Origin of the sequence: Cerasicoccus frondis (assembly GCA_031296915.1) — a bacterium.
Lineage (GTDB): Bacteria > Verrucomicrobiota > Verrucomicrobiia > Opitutales > Cerasicoccaceae > Cerasicoccus > Cerasicoccus frondis.
Genome location: JAVDPC010000006.1, coordinates 122006 through 140908, shown reverse-complemented (window position 1 = coordinate 140908; position 18903 = coordinate 122006). Strand labels below are relative to the sequence as shown.

Below are 18903 nucleotides of genomic sequence, written 5' to 3'. Positions count from 1 at the left end.
TCCCGATAAGTGACAGAATCATCACTGATCCACGTCGCTGTTCATTGTTGGAAATCAATTTCATTTTCATTGTACCCTATTCTGTGTCGATGGGGTTGTACTGTGTGAAAACGAGATTATCATAGCCGCTGCTCACATCTCGAAGGCGTGTGTAAGTTCGGTCTAAAACCACTTGAATAGTTTTGACCTTTTTGATTGCAGATGCCCCGAGTCCTGTAACGGGAGCTGTGATCTGTTGGTTGTCTTGATCGTAGAAGTTAAATATAGGGTACCCAATATCGATGGACTTTATGTCATCCACCAAAACGAATTTGGATTTTATAGAGGCAGGTTCATCACTGTAGAAAGTTTGCCTAACCAGTTGATATTTATCACCGGTCTCTTCAAGAGAGTACTCAATTGTTAGTTCATCAGTAGTGAAGGCGACGTACTTGTCTTCTGCGGTTTCAAGGGTCCCGCTGTAGCTCATGTCTATGTCTGAAGCACTCGCGGTGAGTTGTCTTTCATGAATATAAAACATTTTCTCGGTTAGCATCTGAATCGTAATGGCGGATTCGATGGTTACCTTGAAAAACATCAGTCCAAAGAAAGAGAAAATCGCTAGAGCGATTAATAGCTCCACCAAGGTGAAGCCTTTACGGCGTCTATTTTTTCTCATTGAGCCAAGCCTCCAGATAACAGCGTTGTTACATAGGAACGGTTTTTAGCGTCGCCTAGGTGATTCCACGAAACCGTTATTTCGACCTGGACGGAATCACTTGCCGTAGCGCCATAAGCTTTGTTTGGCTCCGCAATTGACGATACCGTATAGCCGTCGATGGAGTTTTCGAGAATGGTTTCAGAAGAGGCGCCCGTTTCAGTTGCGGATATTCCAAGTGTGTATAGGGCTTCTGAATATGATGCAGACTTGAGTTGCTTGAAATGTTGATCGGCGAGTTCTGAAGATCTTATATAGTCATACTGCAGTTGTTCGAATCTCGCTAACGAGTCGAGAAATCTCAAAAAAATGAGCGATAGTAGACTCACTATAAATAAGCCAACTAAGATCTCCGCTAAGGTAAATCCTGCCTTAGTTTTTGAATGGCTGCGTCCCCCAATGTAGCTATTCATTTGTATGATGTTTTATGATTATTCGAATTGAAAATCTGTGCGTAAATCCTTCGATGCGTATTAATTCCGCTTGAAATTACAGTTTGCTAAAGACCCTTTAGTCTGTAATCCTGTAGGTCTTTATAGCATGACCACCATTAAGATTTCGTTAAGTTTGCTGCTACTTATGTAGAGATTTTTCGAAATTCATGCGTTTGACTTTTATTTTACGTTTCCGCTTCCGGGTGTCTTTTGACGCTGACCTGTTGCTGTAACACTGAGCCGTTTGACTGTTGGCGGTTGTCAACTGTGAGTCTCGTTTGGTGCGTAGGGATCGAACTTATGGGAAGTGCGGTAACGCTGCTGTGCTGAAGCGTGAATCTGCGCCATCGGGCAAGTCGAAGGCGTTACGAGATAGAGAAATAGCCAAAGCGCGGCGCAGCCTTCTTTGGGGGAACGCTCAGCATTTTGGAAGAACCCTGATTAGAAACCTCAGAACGATGAGACACGATCTGATGGGCCTATGCTGTCTATGACGCCTTACATTTATAAACGCCCGAATTGTCTACATCGGCTCTTTCAGCAGCAACTTATACGACGTATTGCTGGACGCAGAGCTATTATTCCCAGAGCTCAAGTCCTGGGGTCGTGCGACCAATCTAGTTCGATTATGCCCTCTGACCTCTCAGCTTTCTGAATGATCATGGGGCTGTATTTACAGTAATCATTTGGAAGCTGATCGTGGGGATGGTGGACGCCAGTACGCTTCCTTACGGCCCAGATTTTGCGTAATCAGGATAACTGAATCCGCTTACTGGGTATGCTAACCGTCTCCACGCTTATTTTCGGGGCGTTCTATGTCATCGAGTGTTTCGATGAGGCGGAATTTCCCGCCGGTGCGTCCGGCGATGCGGCGCATCGCGCTGGCAGCCTTGGGTTCACCGAGAGCAATGGTGTGGATGCGCAAGTCGCGGTTTTCCTGCTTCCATTCGCCCACGAGTTGCAGAGTTTCCTCGACATCCTCGTCGCTCGTCGCGCCATCCGTGAGGAAGTAAATGACTTCAGGTGCTGGTTTGAGCGTGCGCGCCAGACGCAGAGGGTTTTGCCAAACAGTGCCGCCGGACATTTTTTCCTGCTGCACAATGTCAATAAGCTGGTTTCGGTAGCCTCCCCCCAGGCGATGCCACTCCGGTTTGGTGAGCGTCTCGAAGTCTTTGGGGCGGTGGCTGTGCCAATCGTTGGGTTTACCTGTATACTGTTTCCGTGCCTCTTTCTCACTTTGCCCGGCAACCCAGGCGGGTCCCGAGAAGAAGATTAAGCTAACCATCATTTGGTCGTCGATATTGGAGAGGCTTGAAACAAGCTGCTCTTTCAGAAGCTCAAATCGGGTGATCTCGCTGCCTTTGATTTTATCTTTCATCGACAAGGAGTAATCTACGATAAAACAGACGCTCTCGCTCTTGTCTTGAATGCCGCTGAAGCCCAGATTCAGCTTGGATAAATCGACGGCGCCGCCTCCAAGGCCTGCGCCATTGCCAAAGCCGCGTCCAGCAATGTTGGAACGCTGCTCGACCACTGGCATGTCGAAATCCATGTCCATCAGTGGCATTTTCTGCGGATCCAAGGCAATGACTTTGGCAGCTGGCGCTGGCGGCTTGGTATCCGCTAACTGGACGGGAATGCGGGTTGGCGGTGTGACCGGCTCAGAAACCGGTGGGGCTTCCATTTCGGGTTCTGTAACCTTGATTTGATTGAAAATTGTGATCCCGCCCAAGATGAGCAGGCCAATAATGTGTATGACCAAGCTGGCAAAAATAATTTCAACCAGGGGTAAGTTTAATTTACGTCTATTTCTGGGCATTAAGATTGGGGGATGGGGTGGGAATAGGGTATACCCTACCAGAAATCCGCCTAATCTTAAAAGTCCAAAGCTACGCAATGAGTTGCGTGATTGGTTTCGGATTAAATTGCCACTTCGATCATTGGCCTCACTTGGGCGTCTACTGCTTGAACGGCTAATTGTCCGCTCAATGCCGCGCTTTCAATGGTGGCAGGCAAATCAGTCTGAATCCAGTCGCCAGCGAGCCAAACGTTGTCCCAGGGGGCGTCATCCGCATTGGGACGATGATTGGCGGTAGTTGGCCGCGCAGCAAAAGTTGCATCCTTACTTTTGTAGACCAGTGAACGCTCAATGTTCATTGCACTGGCTTTGGGGAAGAAGCGATTGAGCTCGAAAACCAGTTTATCCACAATTTCGTTGCTCTTAAGCTGTAACCAGTCATCGGCGGCGCTGGCGATGATCGCGTACAGGTATTTGCCTTGGTGCTCTGGCGTGAGTGTGTCGGTGCGGTTGAACAGCCAATGGATGGACGAATCCAGCAGACCAACAAAGCCCGTTGGATGGTCGAATAGTTCCGTATCGACCAGAATATGAATGCTCAGAATTGAAGCGGAGGGAATTGAGGAAACGCGGTTTTTAACGGCAGTGCCAGACGGGAGTAATCGGCGTAAGGATGTCCATGGGAGGGCGCAGATGTGGATATCCGCCTCAATCCGTTCATGTTTACTGGTGATGATCGCTTCGGCGACGTTGTCCCGGGCTTCGATTTCAACAATTTGGGTTTTGCGGCGGATACTACCGCCAATGGCTTGAAGGTAGAGCTCAGTTTCTGGCTCAAACACCTCGGTCAGCCCGACTTTGGTCAGGTAGATAGCAGAATCATCTACGGAGCCAAACAGTGAGCGGCGGATGGTTTCGTGAAGTAAATTCGCGCAGGCGGTTTTCAGTGGTTCGTTCAGCGCAGCGACGCAAAATGGCTCCCAAAGAGCACGCATAGAACCTTCGGTTTGGCCATTCTCGCGGAGCCAGTCTTCCGCAGTTTGCTGATCTGCCGGTTGTGCGCCAATGCGCATTTTGGCGCCAAGTGTCGTGATGGCCATGCGGTCTCGACTGGAAAGCGCCGTGAAATTAAATAAACCAGCCAGTAGGTGAAAAGGGGCGCTTATATCCCTAGCCGCCAGTTCCGACCATTCGCCCCCGGGGCTTACGTAGGGGACGCACAGGCGTGCTTGCTTGCTGAACTTATGCTCGATGCCCAGGCGTTCGGTTAGTTGGAGGAAGGCTTTATAGCAGCCCATCACGATATGGGCGCCATTATCGAGCGTTAGACCGGTAGGGGCGTCGTTGAGGCTATGTGCCCGCCCGCCAAGGAAAGCCTTGGATTCGAGCAACGTGGGGGTGAAACCTTCGTAGCCGAGCTCGATGGCGGAGGTGATGCCAGCAATGCCGCCGCCCCAGACGAGGGCCGAGCCTGGGGCATGCCTTACCTTTTGTGGTTGTTTTAGGCCTTTGAGCGTACGCCAGATTAAGTGAATCTTGCGGCTCTTGGATAAGCGGATGCGCTCGTGGGTAAGGCGGAAATTTCGAGCCGCTATTTTGTCCAGTATATCTTCATATACCGCGCCCATAATCAGCGCAGCTTTCAGGTTATGACGCTCAGTGGGGGGGAGTAAGCGTCGGGCTTTATTGAAGAAATGCTTACAGCGATAGTGGCACAACCGGAATAAACGTTGGCAATTTTCATTGTCTGCCGGATTGGCGAAGTCCTCTTCTTTGACTCCAAATGCCCGCAACTCAGCTTGCGGCAGGTAGACACGACCCATCTCGTTATAGTCCTCGACCACATCACGCAGAATGTTGGTGAATTGTAGCGCATAACCCAATGTTTCGGCGTAATCGTCGATCTGAGGATGCGTGCAGCCAAAAATGCGGACGGACACCAAGCCAACTGCGGAGGCGACGCCATAGCAGTATTTTTGCAGGTCTTGAAATGTCTCAAAGCGGCGTCCACCAATGTCCATTGACACGCCGTCAATGATGGCGATCAGGTCTGCTTGGCGGATGTTGAACTTACGGATGATTGGCGCTAGTTCTGTGGCAAGCGATAAATTTTCGGCGCCAGCATAGCAGGCATTGATCTCTTTTCGCCAGGCATCGAGTTCAGTTACCTTCACATCATCCGACCGCTCGGTGTCGTCAGCAATGTCATCGACGATACGGCAAAAGTCATAGAAGACATTCATCGCGTCGCGACGCTCCTTCTCCAGCCAGAGCAGTGTTGTGGCTAGATTGGAAGATTTGCGGGCCTTGATTGCTTCCGCAGAATTCGAGGCAGGCGCGGGGGGGGGCATAGTTGTAGCGTCAGCCATGTAGCAGTCAGTCAATCATGGTTCGCGCTACTTGTCTTGCTCGCGGGTCAATGCGTCCACCATGGCGTCGCTGATGTCTTCCTGTGAAAGCTTCAGTTGCTCGGCAATCTCATGGATGGTGACCGATTCAATGTGGCGAATGACTTCGTCAGCACGGGAAACATCGATTAGAACGCCGAGCGCATCCATCCGTTCTTTTTGCGTGGTTACTTCGTAGAACTCGCGGGCTAGGCGGAGTAGGTCGACGCCTTGCGCTTCCTCGGAAAAGGCGATTTGGGTGAGAAATGCTGCTTCCTGCGTCGAAAGGTTCCAGCGGGACGCCACTGCATTTTCAATCACTTCGATCTCAGATGGCGCGACTTCGTCATCGGCATTGGCGACGCGGGCGAGCAAGGCGCCAAAGAGAATGAGGCGTTGCTTCTCCTGTTGCGAAATGTCCAAGTCGATATTCTGTTCGGCAAATCGCTCCTCCAGAATGATGAGCAATTGCAGGCGGTCGCCCTGGCCGAGCTTCGTGATTTCTTCTGGTTTCAGGGACTTACGAATTGCGTGGTCGCGGCGCTTTAAAGACTCGCGGATGGCGTCGGAAAGCCCATCGAGGTCGATTTTATCGCTTTCTTTCCGTAAAACGTAGGAGACTTCACGGATGGCTTGTTGCTCCTCGGTGGTGATGACTCCATCGGCCATAAACACGCGGTTAGTCGCTTGAGTGATAAAGTCGCGGTCGGCATCGCTATCGACCAGATCGTGGAGTTCGGAGAGCAGTTCCTGGCGCTCATCGGCGGTAATTTTTGAGCCCATGTAGTGCTCCAATTCCTTCCAGGAATTATCGTCAATGCCCGGTAGGTGGAAAATGATATCCTTGAGACAATCAATCTCCTGCGGCTGAATTTTTCCATCCGCCCATGCGGCGGCAAAGAGGGTCTTGCCGAGGATAAGGGAGAGTTGCTTATTATGGCTCATGATTCGAGTGGAGTTTCCCCCAACGCGTATTTGCTAAATTTGAAATAGGCAACCTTAACCAGTGGAGGGGGGGCGGTGAAGCCAATTTTTACCTATTTGATCCAAATTACTTGGAGGTAAATGCAGGCTAAAGGGGGAGGCAGGACCGGGCTAGAATGGAGAACTTATCTGCATTTCGGATTTTGGGTCGCAGCTCTAAGGTGTTGTATTCCAATTGCTTAATCTTTTTAAGGATAGTGACGCCGCCAAGCCAGGTGAGGCGGATTTCCAGGCTGAGGGGGAACGGGAGCTCGCTGGCCAGTGGCTTGCCCTCTGCAAAAAGCACCCCGGCTTTCTCAACCTGAAACTTAATGCACTCTCGTAGCTCGGGTGGCGTTGTCGCTTGTTGAAACATGTCTTCGGTCACATCATACTCGGCCCAGTCCTCTTCTGGAATATAGATGCGACCGTCTTTGCGAATGTCCACGCCGACATCCTGCCAGAAGTTAGCTAGTTGCAAACCGGTGCAAATGTTGTCCGACCACTCGAACAGCTGTTCGTCGATGTGATTGTGCAGGATGAGCACCAGCCGACCTACGGGATTGGCGCTCCGGCGGCAGTAGTCCAGCACATCGATGAACGATTCGTAGCGAAGCTGCACGCAGTCCTGCTTAAATGCGCTTAGGAGGTCGGTAAATAATTCGGGTGGCGCTCCCGTGCGCTGGATTGTGTCCGCGACCGCGACAAAAATCCACTCGGTCTCCCTTTTCAGGGGTTTGCCTTCGAGCGCCGCGAGTAGCTCATTCTCATACGCGTCAAGTTGCTCGACGCGTTCTTCCGGAGTCGGGGCGCCGGGCTCGCCCCAGCCTTCGTCGGCCAGGTCGTCAGCATAGCGTGCAAAAGCGTAGACAGCAGCGACATATGGCCGAATCCTCTTGGGCGCCAGTCGGGCTACCGGAAAGTTCTCATAATGAGTCCGGGTCAGCTCGAAGCAACGGTTATAGGATTCTTTAACTGTCATCAGAGTAGCGAATTGAGGACTAAAAGCTGCCACAGCTGAAAGGGCAAAATCAAAAATCGAAAAGCGATGCTTATGCTGATGAGGGGGATCTCGTTGTTTTTTACCTTTTCCTCGATGGAAACCTTTCCTATGTCTGTTCGCTTATGTTTTTGCTTTTTTCACGTCTCCAGCGCTGCCGCACCTGGAGTATCGTCATGGCAGCATCAGTTTTGATTGTTGCCCAGGCTCATGGCATTCTCGATGAACAGGTCGCTGCGCAGGGGCTGATCAAGCCTCAGGGGGGACTGATTCAGGTCGCCGCGCCCGGTGGGCAGACAGGTCAGGCCATCATTCAGGAGCTCAAAGTGAAGGAGGGTGAACAGGTCAAAAAAGGCCAGGTTCTGGCGCTGCTCGCGAATAGAACAGCCGCTGAGGCGGACTTGTTGGTTGCTCAAAAGCAAGCCGCTAGTGCTGAATCTGCCGTGAAGATTATTGAAGCGCGCATTGCTGGCTTGGATACACAGGTTGCGGCGGCAGAGGCTGAGGTCTCCGCGATTGAAAGCCAGCTTTCACGCGTTGAGGCGTCCGTTAAGCAGGCTGAAGCGGGAGTTAACCAGGCGCAGAAGGCGCGTCGTGAAGCTTTAGATAAGCTCGATGCTGCATCCGCCAAGATATCCGGCACGACCGCCGCCTATCAAAATACGTTGGACGAGCTGGACCCTCCTCGTCGTGAAACCGAGGAAATCAAGTTCCAGCAGAAGCTGCTGGGGGAAGAGCAGCGTGAGCTTTCGGCGTCACGGTCCGCTACTGTTGCCCGGTTGGATGCCGAAATCGCCTCGGCGGAAGCTGCGGTGGCGACGGCTCAGTCCGAGGCTGATTCCATTCGAGCCCAAGCCCAGAGCGCCCAAGCCAACGTTGCAACCATCGAAGGCACGCGCGCCATTTTGCAAGCCGAGCTGGCTCAGGCGCAAGCCGCTGCTGAAGTTAGCCAAGCTGCAGTTACCCAAGCGAAAGCTTACCTGAGCATGACCGAAGTTCGGGCTCCTGGCGATGGCGTTGTTCTCCGGATTGGCGCTCGAGCAGGAGAGGCTGTCGGGCCAGCGGGCGTGGTTTCCTTGGGCGATCTTTCGGCGCTATACGTTGAAGCGGAAATTTACATCGACGATGTGCGCAAAGTGAAAGTCGGCCAAAGTGCTAAAATTATCTCAGACGCTTTTGAAGGCGAACTGAATGGCAAAGTCATGGAAGTTGGTCAGTTGGTGAATCCGCAGGCTGTTTTCAGCACAGACCCTCTGGCATTCAGCGATAAACGTGTTGTTTTGGCTCGCATCAAGATGGATCCCGTAAAGGGCGTCGCGCTTCCGATCGACACCCAGGTGATCGCGCGTATCAACGTAAAGGCGGCCCAGTAGCATGTCGCTCTTGAACAAGCTCGTTCCGCTGGGGATTCCCTTGGCCTGGCTGAATCTGATCAAGGAGAAGAAGCGTTTCTTCGCTGCTGTGGCGGGCATTATTTTCGCGGTGACGATGATGCTTTACCAAATGGGGCTAAAGACGGCGATGTTCACGCAGGTCGTTTTCCCACACCTGATGCTCAATTGCGACTTGGTCATTACGAGCCCACAATATGAGTACTTCGGCATTAGTCGTGGGTTTACCGAGAAACGGCTCAGCCAAGCGTATTCGTTACCTGAAGTGCAAGGCGTCGCACCCTTGTACCTGGTTAATTTACCGATCAAGAATCCGCTGACGCAGGTCAATCGCGATATTTTCATCATTGGTTTTGATCCCGCCGACAAGCCGTTCAGCGACCCGGCAATTGAGTCCCAGCAGGGCATGTTGAAAATCCCCGGTCATGCACTGTTCGATGTCCGCTCACACGCGAAATTTGGACCGATAGTGGATCTGCTGGAGGAGGGGACAGTGACCACCGAAACGAATGGTCGGGCCACTGAAATCGTAGGCACATTTGAGATGGGGACTACTTTTGCCGCCGATGGCAACTTACTTGTCAGCAAGCAAACTTTCTTTGAGATATTTCCGGGGCAGAATCCCAATTTGCCAGCGGTAGGGCTGATTATGCTCAAGGATGGCGCTGATCCGGTGGCTAGCGCCAAGCGGTTGGGCGAAGTCTTGCCCGATGACATCAAGATCATGACGCGCGCTGAATTCATTGAAAATGAAAAACGCTATTGGGGCGAGCGGACACCAATCGGTTTCGTCATATCGGCCTCGATGACGGTAGCCATTATTGTTGGCGCTGTCATTGTTTACCAGATTCTCTATACGGACGTCACGGACCATCTGGAGGAGTATGCGACGCTGAAGTCGATTGGTTTCAAGGACAGTTATTTCATTAGCCTGATTTTGCAGGAATCCATTATTTTGAGTGTGCTGGGCTTCATCCCCGGCGCCGCTTTTACCGCCGGACTCTACGAGATAACCAGGCGCGTTGCCTACATGCCGACGGTCTTTCAGTGGGACAACGCGGCCATCGTTCTGGGGCTGACCATTGTCATGTGCATGCTCGCAGGTGCGCTTGCTACCCGTAAACTCCGCCATGCGAACCCGGCAGATATTTTCTAAGCGATGTCGGTAATCAAAATTGAAGATCTGCGTTACGCTTTTGGCCACGGTGAAACCCGTCAACAAGTCTTGCATGGCATCACGGCGGATTTCACCCAAGGCGAAATCACGATTATCGCGGGGCCTTCGGGCTCAGGTAAAACCACTTTGCTGAAGCTGGTGGCGGGGCTCCGCACGATCCAAGAAGGCAGCATTGAAATCGAGGGGCTGAAGCTGGAATCCGCCAAGCAGCGTGAGCTTGTCGCAGTGCGTCGCAAGATCGGGTTTATCTTTCAAAGCCACCACCTGATCGGCTCGCTCAGTGTGACGCAAAACGTCATGATGCCGTTGACCTTTGACCCGAAAATGACTGCCGCTAAGGCCAAAGATCGGGCGGAGGAAATTCTTAAGGAAGTCGACCTTGGCGAGCACATGCACAAGAAGCCCGAACAGTTATCTGGTGGTCAAAAGCAGCGCGTGGCCATTGCGCGCGCGTTGGTGCACCGTCCAGCGATTATCTTGGCAGATGAGCCCACCGCATCATTGGATGGCCCCACGGGGCGGGAGATCGTGAATCACCTTCAGCGCCTGTCCAAGGAGTTTGGCAATACGATCGTCATGGTCACGCATGACAACCGGATTCTTGATGTAGCTGATCGCTTGGTGACTCTGGTAGACGGTAAGCTTAGCAATCATGCGCCAGAGATTGGCGCTGATTATTAAGCCGCTTGCGTCTCTGGACTTCGTAAGCTCCGAGGGCTAGCATCAGCGCTCCGCCCATGAGGTAGGTCGACGGCTCGGGAACGGGCACTGGGACGCAATTTATGGCGCCAGGATCGATCGTGCTGAGAGATCCGGGCGTCAAAATATGGCTGCCATTGTTATAAACCGCAGTGTAGAAGCCAACGCCTGATCCGTAGTCTCCGTAAAATAGCACTTGCTGTGCGCGAGTGGAGCCAAGATTCCCAATTTTCAAGGTGTCGCCAGACTGCCAGTTTAAAATCGTCAGGTACGCGCCGCTGGTAAATGAGCCGGTATTGCCGAAATCGAGCGAGTTGGCGCCGCTGGCCGAACCAAAGTCGATGGTTGAATTCTTAGTCAATGTCAGCCCCTGCAAGCCCTCGCTGTAGCCCTGGAGGTTGAAGATGCCCCCCATGGCGTTGATCGTATAGTTGCCGATCACATTGGACTTTTTGAGAAGTAGGGTGCCGCACTTTAGATCAATGCCTGAATTATGGGTGGCATTACCGCCCATGTAGACTTTCGCCCCGCTTTCGATCGTCAACTTGTTGGAGTTCACCACGCCATTAAAGTGCACGACGCTGAAGTTGCTGACTGTCGTGCTGGTGGTGTTCGTGACGTCGCCGTTGAAGGTGGTGGTGCCGCCTCCATCGAAAGTGAGCAAGTTGGCGGAATTAAATGAGCTGGAAACTGTATTTGTGCCGCTATTTGAGAATGTAAAATTCTTGCCATTGATATTAACTGACTTCGACATCGTGACTCCGCCTGATCCGGTGACCGTCGTTTGGCTAGAATTGGAGAATTCAAGCGAGGCGTTAAAAACGATTCGCCCGGAACCTGTTTCGATGGTCAGGGGGTTGGCGGTGCTCAGAAATTTGATGGTCGCCGTATTCGTTAACGTCTGTGTGTTGGCTGTATCATTCCAGATCGCATACGTCGTGGCGGTTCCGGAATCGTAAAAGCCGTATATTTCGTAGTCGCGATTCGCTGAAATCGAGAACGTGACGTTGTTTGAATAGTGGAAACCCGCGAGATCGAGGTTGTTTACGTCGATCAGTGATGGAGCGACGCTGGCGGTATTGAAATTCCATATGGCGGTCTGATCCGAATCAGAAGGCTTGCCAGGAGGCATTACCCAGTTCGAATTGGCGTTGATGTTGCCTGACTTGCCATCCCAATAGTGGTTGCCGGCGTACAAATATTGAGGCGTCACTGCAGCAATTGCCAGCAGCGCGCTCACATTGAATACGACTGAAATACTAACTGTTCTCAAATTTTTCCCCTAATTGCCCTCTAAATCGACTGTTTTTTCTCAGAGTTAAGGGCTAGGAGCCAGACTTTTCAGGGTAATAGGGTAGGGGCTTTAGTCGGGCGCATCCTGTAGTGTGGCTTGTGCTTGATATTTTAATGTGTTCTGCCACCATAGACTCATGCAGCTTATTTGGCGCAGTTTTTTAGGTCTCCTGTGCGGATTGTGTCTCCTCGTTGGTTTGTCGGGGTGTAATCGGGGTGTGCCGGTTGGCGACAAATTCCAGTTGATGGGTGAGCAGACTCAGCGGGCAGTAGTCGGCTACGAAGTGGAAGACTACGAATACCCGATCCGTGTGCCTGGTTCGAATCGTTACGTAACGATGAAGACCAAGGAGCCTCTGGATGAGCCGCCGACCTACGACGATTACCTGGCCTGGAAATCGTCGCAGGATTAACGCATGGATGAAGTTGATTCAGCGTCGGGAGGACGCCGCAGCTTAAAGCTGATACCGCTAATCCTGATTTTTGGCTGTGTTTACGCCGTGGCGTATTGCTTTTGGTATGCTGGCACGCCCATGGGTGCGCATCCAGTGCTGGATGGTAAAGAAAACTTGCAGTTAGCTTGGTCGATCGCCGATGGCGCCTTGCCCAATGAGCCTTTTTACCGGGCCCCTCTGTATCCCTTGGTGATTTCACTGGGAATGGGGCTTGGGCTGCCAGAGCCAATGTGGCCAGACTTTGCGCGGTTCATTAACCTGGCAGCCTGGTTGATCAGTATTTGGTTGGTGGCCAGGCTGGCTCAGGCGTTATGGGGGAATGAGCGGGCTGGTGTTCTGGCATCTGCGATCTGGGCGGTTTATCCGGTCGGTTTGTTTTTTCTGGGCGATCCGCTCGACATAACTCTGAGCATTGCCTTGCTGTTGGCTGGGCTGGACCGGGCGGTGGCTTTCCTTAAAACTGCGACAGCGCAATCCGCATTGGCGACTGGCTTTCTGTTGGCGCTGGCGTCATTGACGCGCCCGCAGATGTGGACGGTTGCCATGGTCGTGCCACTTGCCTTAGCAGTATTGGCCTTTGCCTTTCGGCAGAGAGCTGAGGTGGCCTCTCCCGTGAAGGGAAAGTCCGCAGCGAAGCCCCCGCCGCGCTGGCCAGCGGTTTTCACACTCGTTGGGCTGGCGATTCCTGCGCTGATGATGGGCGCATTTAATCGTAAAGTGTCTGGCGAATTCGTGATCATGCCAACACAGGGACCATTCAATATGTGGGCTGCGAATAAGCCTGGCGCTCATGGCAAATACTTTGCGCAAACGATTGAAGTCTATCAGCACGACGAGCACACCAATCCCGCTAGAGTTGAGTCGCTGCATCATTACCGGATGGACCGAGGGCCGGAAGCGACCTTTGACTGGCGGGACGTCAATGACTACTGGCGTGAGCGCACACGCGCCATGGTTCTCGAGGACCCTTTGGGCTTCCTGGGGCGTTTGGCAAGTAAGGGCTATTACCTGCTTAATGATTACGAGCAGTACAACAACAAAACGTACTCTGTGCATCGAAGTCTGTCGCCCTGGTTGCAGTTCAATTTCCTGGGGTGGGGCCTGTTGCTGATGGCTGCGGCGCCGTTGATTTTCTGGGGGCGTAAAAATCCGTTGATTTTGACGGTTCTTATGAGCGGTATAGTGGCTTATGCGGGTGGATTGATCCTGACCTATGTGAGTGCGCGCTTCCGTTTGCCATTGGCGCCGATTTTGGCGATTATTGCGGGGGGATGGGTGATGCTGCCCTGGCGTGGCGTGAAGCCTGGATGGTTGATTACAGGTGGCGCTGCTTTGGTGCTGTCCGCAGGTGTGGCTTTTTCCAATTTATTCGACGTGCGGCAACCTCCGACAGAAGTGCAGGATTACTTGCTACTTGGCTATGCGGCTCTGGACGCCCAGTCAGACGAAGAGGCATTGGGCTGGGCAGAGACTGCATTGGAATCTGATCCAAATCGCATGGCCGCAAAGGAATTAAAAGTTGTTGCGCGCTTTAATTTGGACCTTGAGCATTTAATCGAGACTGGAGAACGGCCAAGCGGAGCTGCGTTGGAAATGCGGTCGGCCGAAGCCGAACTACTTGGCGCCTATTCTCCCCGCGCGCTTTACATTGCGGGGGTTTATGCTTGGTGGAGCGGGGACGCCGTTTCGGCGCAGGCTGACTGGCGGTCATTGCTCATTCGCAGTGACTCAGTGGCGCAGAGCGCCCTGACAGCGCTGATTATGACGGGTGACGCCACGAACCAAGTCCAACAAGCGCTCTACCGTTTGCCTGAAAATGCCCGCAGCGCCTTGCTTCAGGTTGCGCTGGCTAGTCGCAGGGAGGCTGCGTTGAGTGTGGATGGCCAGTCTCTTCTTCAGCAACTGAAGCTGATTTATGATGCTCCCCAAGGCTGAGGATTGAGCCGATTTTACGGAGTCGGCTTTTCCACAATGGGGGAGGGGGTATCGCCTCGATAGCGATCACCGCCTAATGGATTCTCCAGAAAATGTTGCTGAGAGGAAAACTCTTCTTCCCCCTTGGTGCGCCGAATGGGGCTGTAAGCTCCGTTGGCTTTGAGTAATTTGGCGGTGCTGTCTTTGAGGTAGGGAGGGATGATCTCCTCAACTACGCGTTTTTTCAGGTCCGGATCCAGAATGGGGAAGACACACTCGATACGACGGAAGAAATTGCGCGACATCCAGTCTGCGCTGCCGATAAACACTTCCGATTCCCCATCACCATTTTCAAAATAATAAATGCGGCTGTGCTCCAAAAAGCGTCCGACCACACTGCGGACGCGAATGTTTTCGCTCATGCCATGAACGCCTGGCACGAGACTGCAAATGCCGCGGATAATGAGATCGATTTGTACGCCTGCATTGGACGCAGTGTAGAGGTTGTTGATCGTTTCTTTCTCAATGAGGCTGTTGCACTTGGCAATGATGCGCGCGGGCTTGCCCGCCTTGGCATTACGGATTTCCCGTTTGATCCGCTTCTGGATTTCCGAGTGCAGGTTGAAGGGGGCAATGAGAAGGTTTTTGAATTGAGGCGCTAGCGAGAAGCCCGTCAGCGTGTTAAAGAGGTCCGCGACTTCGCTCGTCAATCGCTCGTTGGCGGTGAACATGCTAAGGTCCGTATAAATCTTGGCAGTCTTGGGGTTATAATTACCGGTGCCCAAGTGGGCGTAGCGGCGGAGTCCCTTGCCCTCACGGCGCACGACCAAGCAGCATTTACAGTGGGTTTTTAAGTGGACCATGCCATAGACGACATGCACACCGACTTCTTCCAATTCGCGCGCCCACTGAATGTTATTGGCCTCGTCAAAGCGCGCCTTCAACTCAACAAGCGCGGTGACTTGCTTGCCGTTTTCGCAGGCCCGCTTGAGGGCATTGATAATGGGAGAGTCGCCACTCGTTCGGTAAAGCGTTTGCTTGATCGCAAACACTTTGGGGTCGTTTGCCGCCTGATTGAGGAAGTCCACGACCGGCGAAAATGAGTCATACGGATGGTGCAGCAGGTAGTCGCGGCTGCGCACATTCTCAAAAATATTGGATGTGGCTGACAATGCCTCAGGCAGAAAGGCTTGGTGAGGCTTGTCTTTGAGGTCGGGGCGCTCGATCATTGAGTAAACACTCATCAGGCGAAGCAAGTTGATCGGGCCATTGATGCGAAAGACGTAGTCGGATGGGATTTCGTTGGCGGCGAGCAAGCAATCGAGCATTTCCTCATCCACATCGTCTTCGATCTCCAAGCGCACGGGATCTCCCTTGCGCTTTTTATTTAGCTCTTCCTCGATTTTGGTCAGCAGGTTTTCAACTTCCTCTTCGTCGATGTAGAGATCGCTGTTGCGCGTGATGCGAAACGCCCAGGCGCCCTTCATGTTATAGCCTGGAAAGAGCTCATCATCGAACATCTTGATGAGGTCGCTGAGGAAGATGTAGGTCTGCTCCTTGGCGCCTTCGACATCCACGTGGATGACACGTGGCAAGATACGGGGCACGGGGATCACTGCCAAGTGCGACTCCTTGCGGCCACGACCTGGCTCAGTCAGCTTTACCAGAATGTTGAGCGATTTATTGACCAGTTGAGGAAACGGGTGTGACGGGTCAATCGCCATGGGCGTCAGCACTGGATACACCTGTTCGGCAAAGTATTGTTTGGCCCAAGCCAGTTCCTTACGGGTCAATTCCTTGCGGCCTTTGAATACGATGCCTTGGGACTTAAGCTGGGGAACCAATTGCTCGCGCCAACACTTGTACTGATCCTTCACCAAGGAAGAGGTAATTGCGTGAATGCGGCGCAATTGTTCCTTTGGGCCAAGTCCGTCAATACCGACTTCGACGACGCCAGACTCCACTTGTTGCGCAAGGCCAGCCACTCGAATCTCAAAAAACTCGTCGAGATTGGAGGAGACAATGGACAGAAATTTCAGGCGTTCCAGCAATGGTTGTTGCTCGGTGAGCGCTTGCTCCAGAACGCGGCGGTTAAACGCCAACCAACTCAATTCACGGTTGAAGTAGGCGAGTTTCTTCGTGTTCTTTGCTTTGCGATGAAGGGCCATTTGAGAAACCTAAAATCCTCAACAGCAAGCAGTTTCAGGCAAGGCTAAAGTTGCCGCAACCCGCTTCAATTGGGGGTTATATTCTTAAACCAATTAAAACTAACGTGTTATTCTTCCTCGCCTAGCGAACTGATGTCAATAAGGTGAGGTCATGAAATCTCTCCTCATCAGTGGCCGGTGTCCCTATAATATCCATCAGCGAAACAGTCTGCGCGAGGTTGGCGTTGATGTGGAGATTTACGAGGATTGGGGTATTCATTTACCGGACCACGTAGATGCTATTCTAGCGCGCGAACCGGACGTCGTACACCTGCAGTGGCCAGAGTCCCTGTGCCGCCACAAACAGTTGAGCGAGTCTCAGATTCTGGCGGATTTTGAAGCAGCGCTGCCTCGGTTCAGACAGGCGGGCGTATCGGTGTTTTGGACCATGCACAATCTGCTGCCTCATGATCGCGACCGGGAAACTTTCTGGCGCAAAGTTTATCAGTTGTTTGCTGATCACTGCGATGTGTGCTGTCACCATTCAGCGTGGGGGATGCAAAGGGTGAAGGAGACTTACCGATTTCCATACGCGCGGCATGTGGTATTGAGGCATGGCTATTTCCACGAGGATGTATTTCCGGGGGGCGGGAAAATTGAGGCTCGTTCGCGGTTGGCGCTGCCGACTGAAGCCACGATCTTCCTCAATGTCGGCGCGATTCGTCCAGACAAGCAAATTGCCGAACTGCTCGATTGTTTCGCCGGGCGGACCAATGAAGTGTTGATGTTGGCTGGCGTTAGCAATGGCGACTATGCACAGCAACAAGTCCGGCGCGCCCGATCATTGGACAATGTCATCATTAGTGAAGGCTTTGTTGATGATGAAACTGTGTCGCTGATGGCGAATGCGGCAGACTGCTTTGTCTTCATGCAGGGAGATTGCCACTTAACGTCTGGCGCTCCGCATATGTCGCAGGCGCACTTGTTGCCACAGATTACGTTGGATTATCCTTATGCGCGTGAGGTGCTGGGGGACGCCGCGCTTTATATACCAGCCGATCAGAATCGGTTTGCACGGTTAAGCAAGATGTTGGACAGCCTGGACCGTGAAGCCATTACGGTATGCCGAGAGGCCATTTTACACAGCCGACGCCTCTGGCACTGGAGTGTGATTGCTGAAGAAACGAAGCATTGCTATTTCGAAGCCTCTCAACAGGAACGCATGTAGGGTTGCCCGACGAAAGTCGTCGTCGATTGTTTCTGCAAGTCAGGAAACCATCATCCAAAGTTAATTGGAGCAAACCTAGCGGTTAAGACGACAGCCAAGGCTAGCAGCGCGAATGTGCCAACTGTGATGCCGAGCATCGTGGGGATGGATAGTGTCGCGCTCTCGTGCTTGTGTTTTGAATGCTCCGTTGGGTGGTTCGTTGCATGATGGCTTTCTACGGAGCCATGCACCGAGGCTTCATGGTGTGAATGCTGATCATGGTCTCCGTGGCTTGTGTGCTGGGCTTGGGCCATGTGATATCCTGGTGAGTGGTGTGGTGCGTCTCTCAATCTGCGTGGGTATGGGCTGTTTGTTGAGGCGCTGGCATGTCATGTCCTGTATGCATTTGCATGGGGTTATCTTTGGGGGTAGCGGACATCATGCCGTGCTTGAGCTTCTTTACGACCATCCAGTAATTGATGGGATACGCCGTGATCATTCCAGCGATAGTTGCAGCCGACATGATGAGCCAGACCTCCGGTTTGGTCGGGCTATCACTGTTGGCTATCGTGTGCTTGAGCAATACCATGGTCGGGAGCATGCCCAGCATGACCATGTTCATGGACACGGTTTCGGCGAAGAAGGTTTTACGGACCGCGAGCCAGTAGTTCCCTTGGTACATTTTGATCATGAACAAGGCTTGAAAGATAAACAGACCGACAATGAATGCCGCCAGGTATTCGAGTAGTAATTCTACGCCATTGGGAATGCTCCATTGCGCCACAACGACGGCGGCAATGATGATCCCGGTGGCGTCTCCGGCGACGCAATGCAGCATCGAGCCCGTGGCCTGCTTCCAGGGCGCCGCAATGAAATCGTCGTGCGACTGGTGCTTCGGTTTCCGGCAGGAGAGGCAGTAAAGCGTTAGCCCAATTGGTCCGGTGTAGAGCACCACCAGCACCCACGCGAGCTTCATAATCGTTCCCGTTGGCGTATTCCGAGTGAAGTCCCAGATTAGATATGCGAGGGAAACCACGGTGGCGGCGCACCAGATCGCAAGAGTGGCGTTCATATCCTTTAGTTGTGGTTCATTTTTGTTGAGTCACAACATAATAACTGAGGTAACATCTTCGTGACGCACCAAGTCTGCTATTGTGTTCAGCTAATCAATCCAACAAGTAGTGCGGGGAATTGATCACGGCCCGTAACCTCGTCGCCATGTTGCTAACTCCAAGTCATGAGGCGTTTTTTTCTGCTATGAATCTAGACAGGCAAGAGTCTTCCTGCTTCGTGATATTCATGGCAGTGCAGGTTTTCTGATTGTTGACTGCGTCTGTCGAA

Annotated in this window: 15 protein-coding genes; 6 read left to right on the top strand and 9 right to left on the bottom strand. The window is 52.4% G+C overall.

The genetic code is table 11. The annotated features are described in order from the left end of the window. Positions 1-76: 76 nt before the first annotated feature. From RBB63_RS06965 to hpnC, 6 genes are all read right to left on the bottom strand, one after another. Entirely contained in the window at positions 77-658 is a 582-nt protein-coding gene (locus tag RBB63_RS06965) for a PulJ/GspJ family protein (protein ID WP_309382491.1), read from the bottom strand. Next, positions 655-1110 (bottom strand): PulJ/GspJ family protein, encoded by a 456-nt coding sequence (locus tag RBB63_RS06960; protein ID WP_309382489.1) that lies wholly within the window; start codon positions 1108-1110, stop codon positions 655-657. Before RBB63_RS06960 ends, RBB63_RS06965 begins: the two co-directional genes overlap by 4 nt. An 802-nt stretch (positions 1111-1912) precedes the next feature. Beyond that, complete coding sequence (locus RBB63_RS06955) at positions 1913-2950, bottom strand: vWA domain-containing protein (protein WP_309382487.1); 1038 nt, start codon at positions 2948-2950, stop codon at positions 1913-1915. 101 nt (positions 2951-3051) lie between these two features. Beyond that, positions 3052-5298, bottom strand: coding sequence for a hydroxysqualene dehydroxylase HpnE (hpnE, locus tag RBB63_RS06950; protein ID WP_309382485.1), 2247 nt, complete (start codon positions 5296-5298; stop codon positions 3052-3054). A 27-nt stretch (positions 5299-5325) separates the two neighbouring features. Further along, the gene (locus RBB63_RS06945; protein WP_309382483.1) at positions 5326-6261 is read right to left on the bottom strand and encodes a tellurite resistance TerB family protein; all 936 of its coding nucleotides are present in this window, start codon (positions 6259-6261) and stop codon (positions 5326-5328) included. A 127-nt stretch (positions 6262-6388) separates the two neighbouring features. Further along, entirely contained in the window at positions 6389-7261 is an 873-nt protein-coding gene (gene hpnC / locus RBB63_RS06940) for a squalene synthase HpnC (protein ID WP_309382480.1), read from the bottom strand. 194 nt (positions 7262-7455) lie between these two features. Here hpnC and RBB63_RS06935 point away from each other — a divergent pair, with 194 nt between their 5' ends. Genes RBB63_RS06935 through RBB63_RS06925 form a run of 3 tightly spaced genes read left to right on the top strand, consistent with a single transcriptional unit; the run spans position 7456 to position 10528 of the window. Then, complete coding sequence (locus RBB63_RS06935) at positions 7456-8652, top strand: efflux RND transporter periplasmic adaptor subunit (protein ID WP_309382478.1); 1197 nt, start codon at positions 7456-7458, stop codon at positions 8650-8652. A 1-nt stretch (position 8653) separates the two neighbouring features. Then, on the top strand, positions 8654-9826 hold the full coding sequence (devC, locus tag RBB63_RS06930) for an ABC transporter permease DevC (RefSeq protein ID WP_309382476.1): 1173 nt from the start codon (positions 8654-8656) through the stop codon (positions 9824-9826). Between the two features lie 3 nt (positions 9827-9829). After that, positions 9830-10528, top strand: coding sequence for an ATP-binding cassette domain-containing protein (locus RBB63_RS06925; RefSeq protein WP_309382474.1), 699 nt, complete (start codon positions 9830-9832; stop codon positions 10526-10528). Here the strand turns inward: RBB63_RS06925 and RBB63_RS06920 are convergent. After that, positions 10491-11786, bottom strand: coding sequence for a hypothetical protein (locus tag RBB63_RS06920; RefSeq protein WP_309382472.1), 1296 nt, complete (start codon positions 11784-11786; stop codon positions 10491-10493). The two genes, RBB63_RS06925 and RBB63_RS06920, sit on opposite strands and share 38 nt — an antisense overlap. Positions 11787-12084: 298 nt before the next feature. On the opposite strand from RBB63_RS06920, the gene RBB63_RS06915 reads away from it, so the two are divergent. Both RBB63_RS06915 and RBB63_RS06910 read left to right on the top strand, forming a co-directional pair. Then, positions 12085-12252: a hypothetical protein gene (locus RBB63_RS06915; RefSeq protein WP_309382470.1), complete on the top strand. Its 168-nt coding sequence runs from the start codon at positions 12085-12087 to the stop codon at positions 12250-12252. A gap of 3 nt (positions 12253-12255) precedes the next feature. Continuing rightward, a complete protein-coding gene (locus tag RBB63_RS06910) occupies positions 12256-14229 on the top strand; it encodes a hypothetical protein (RefSeq protein ID WP_309382468.1) in 1974 nt (657 codons plus the stop codon). Positions 14230-14243: 14 nt separating this feature from the next. Here the strand turns inward: RBB63_RS06910 and ppk1 are convergent, their stop codons facing one another. Beyond that, a complete protein-coding gene (gene ppk1 / locus RBB63_RS06905; protein WP_309382466.1) occupies positions 14244-16376 on the bottom strand; it encodes a polyphosphate kinase 1 in 2133 nt (710 codons plus the stop codon). A 151-nt stretch (positions 16377-16527) separates the two neighbouring features. Here ppk1 and RBB63_RS06900 point away from each other — a divergent pair, with 151 nt between their 5' ends. Then, positions 16528-17583, top strand: a complete 1056-nt coding sequence (locus tag RBB63_RS06900) for a glycosyltransferase family protein (protein WP_309382464.1) — start codon at positions 16528-16530, stop codon at positions 17581-17583. Between the two features lie 325 nt (positions 17584-17908). On the opposite strand, the gene RBB63_RS06895 is transcribed toward RBB63_RS06900, so the two are convergent. Next, positions 17909-18634 (bottom strand): DUF4396 domain-containing protein, encoded by a 726-nt coding sequence (locus tag RBB63_RS06895; protein ID WP_309382463.1) that lies wholly within the window; start codon positions 18632-18634, stop codon positions 17909-17911. Positions 18635-18903 lie beyond the last annotated feature (269 nt).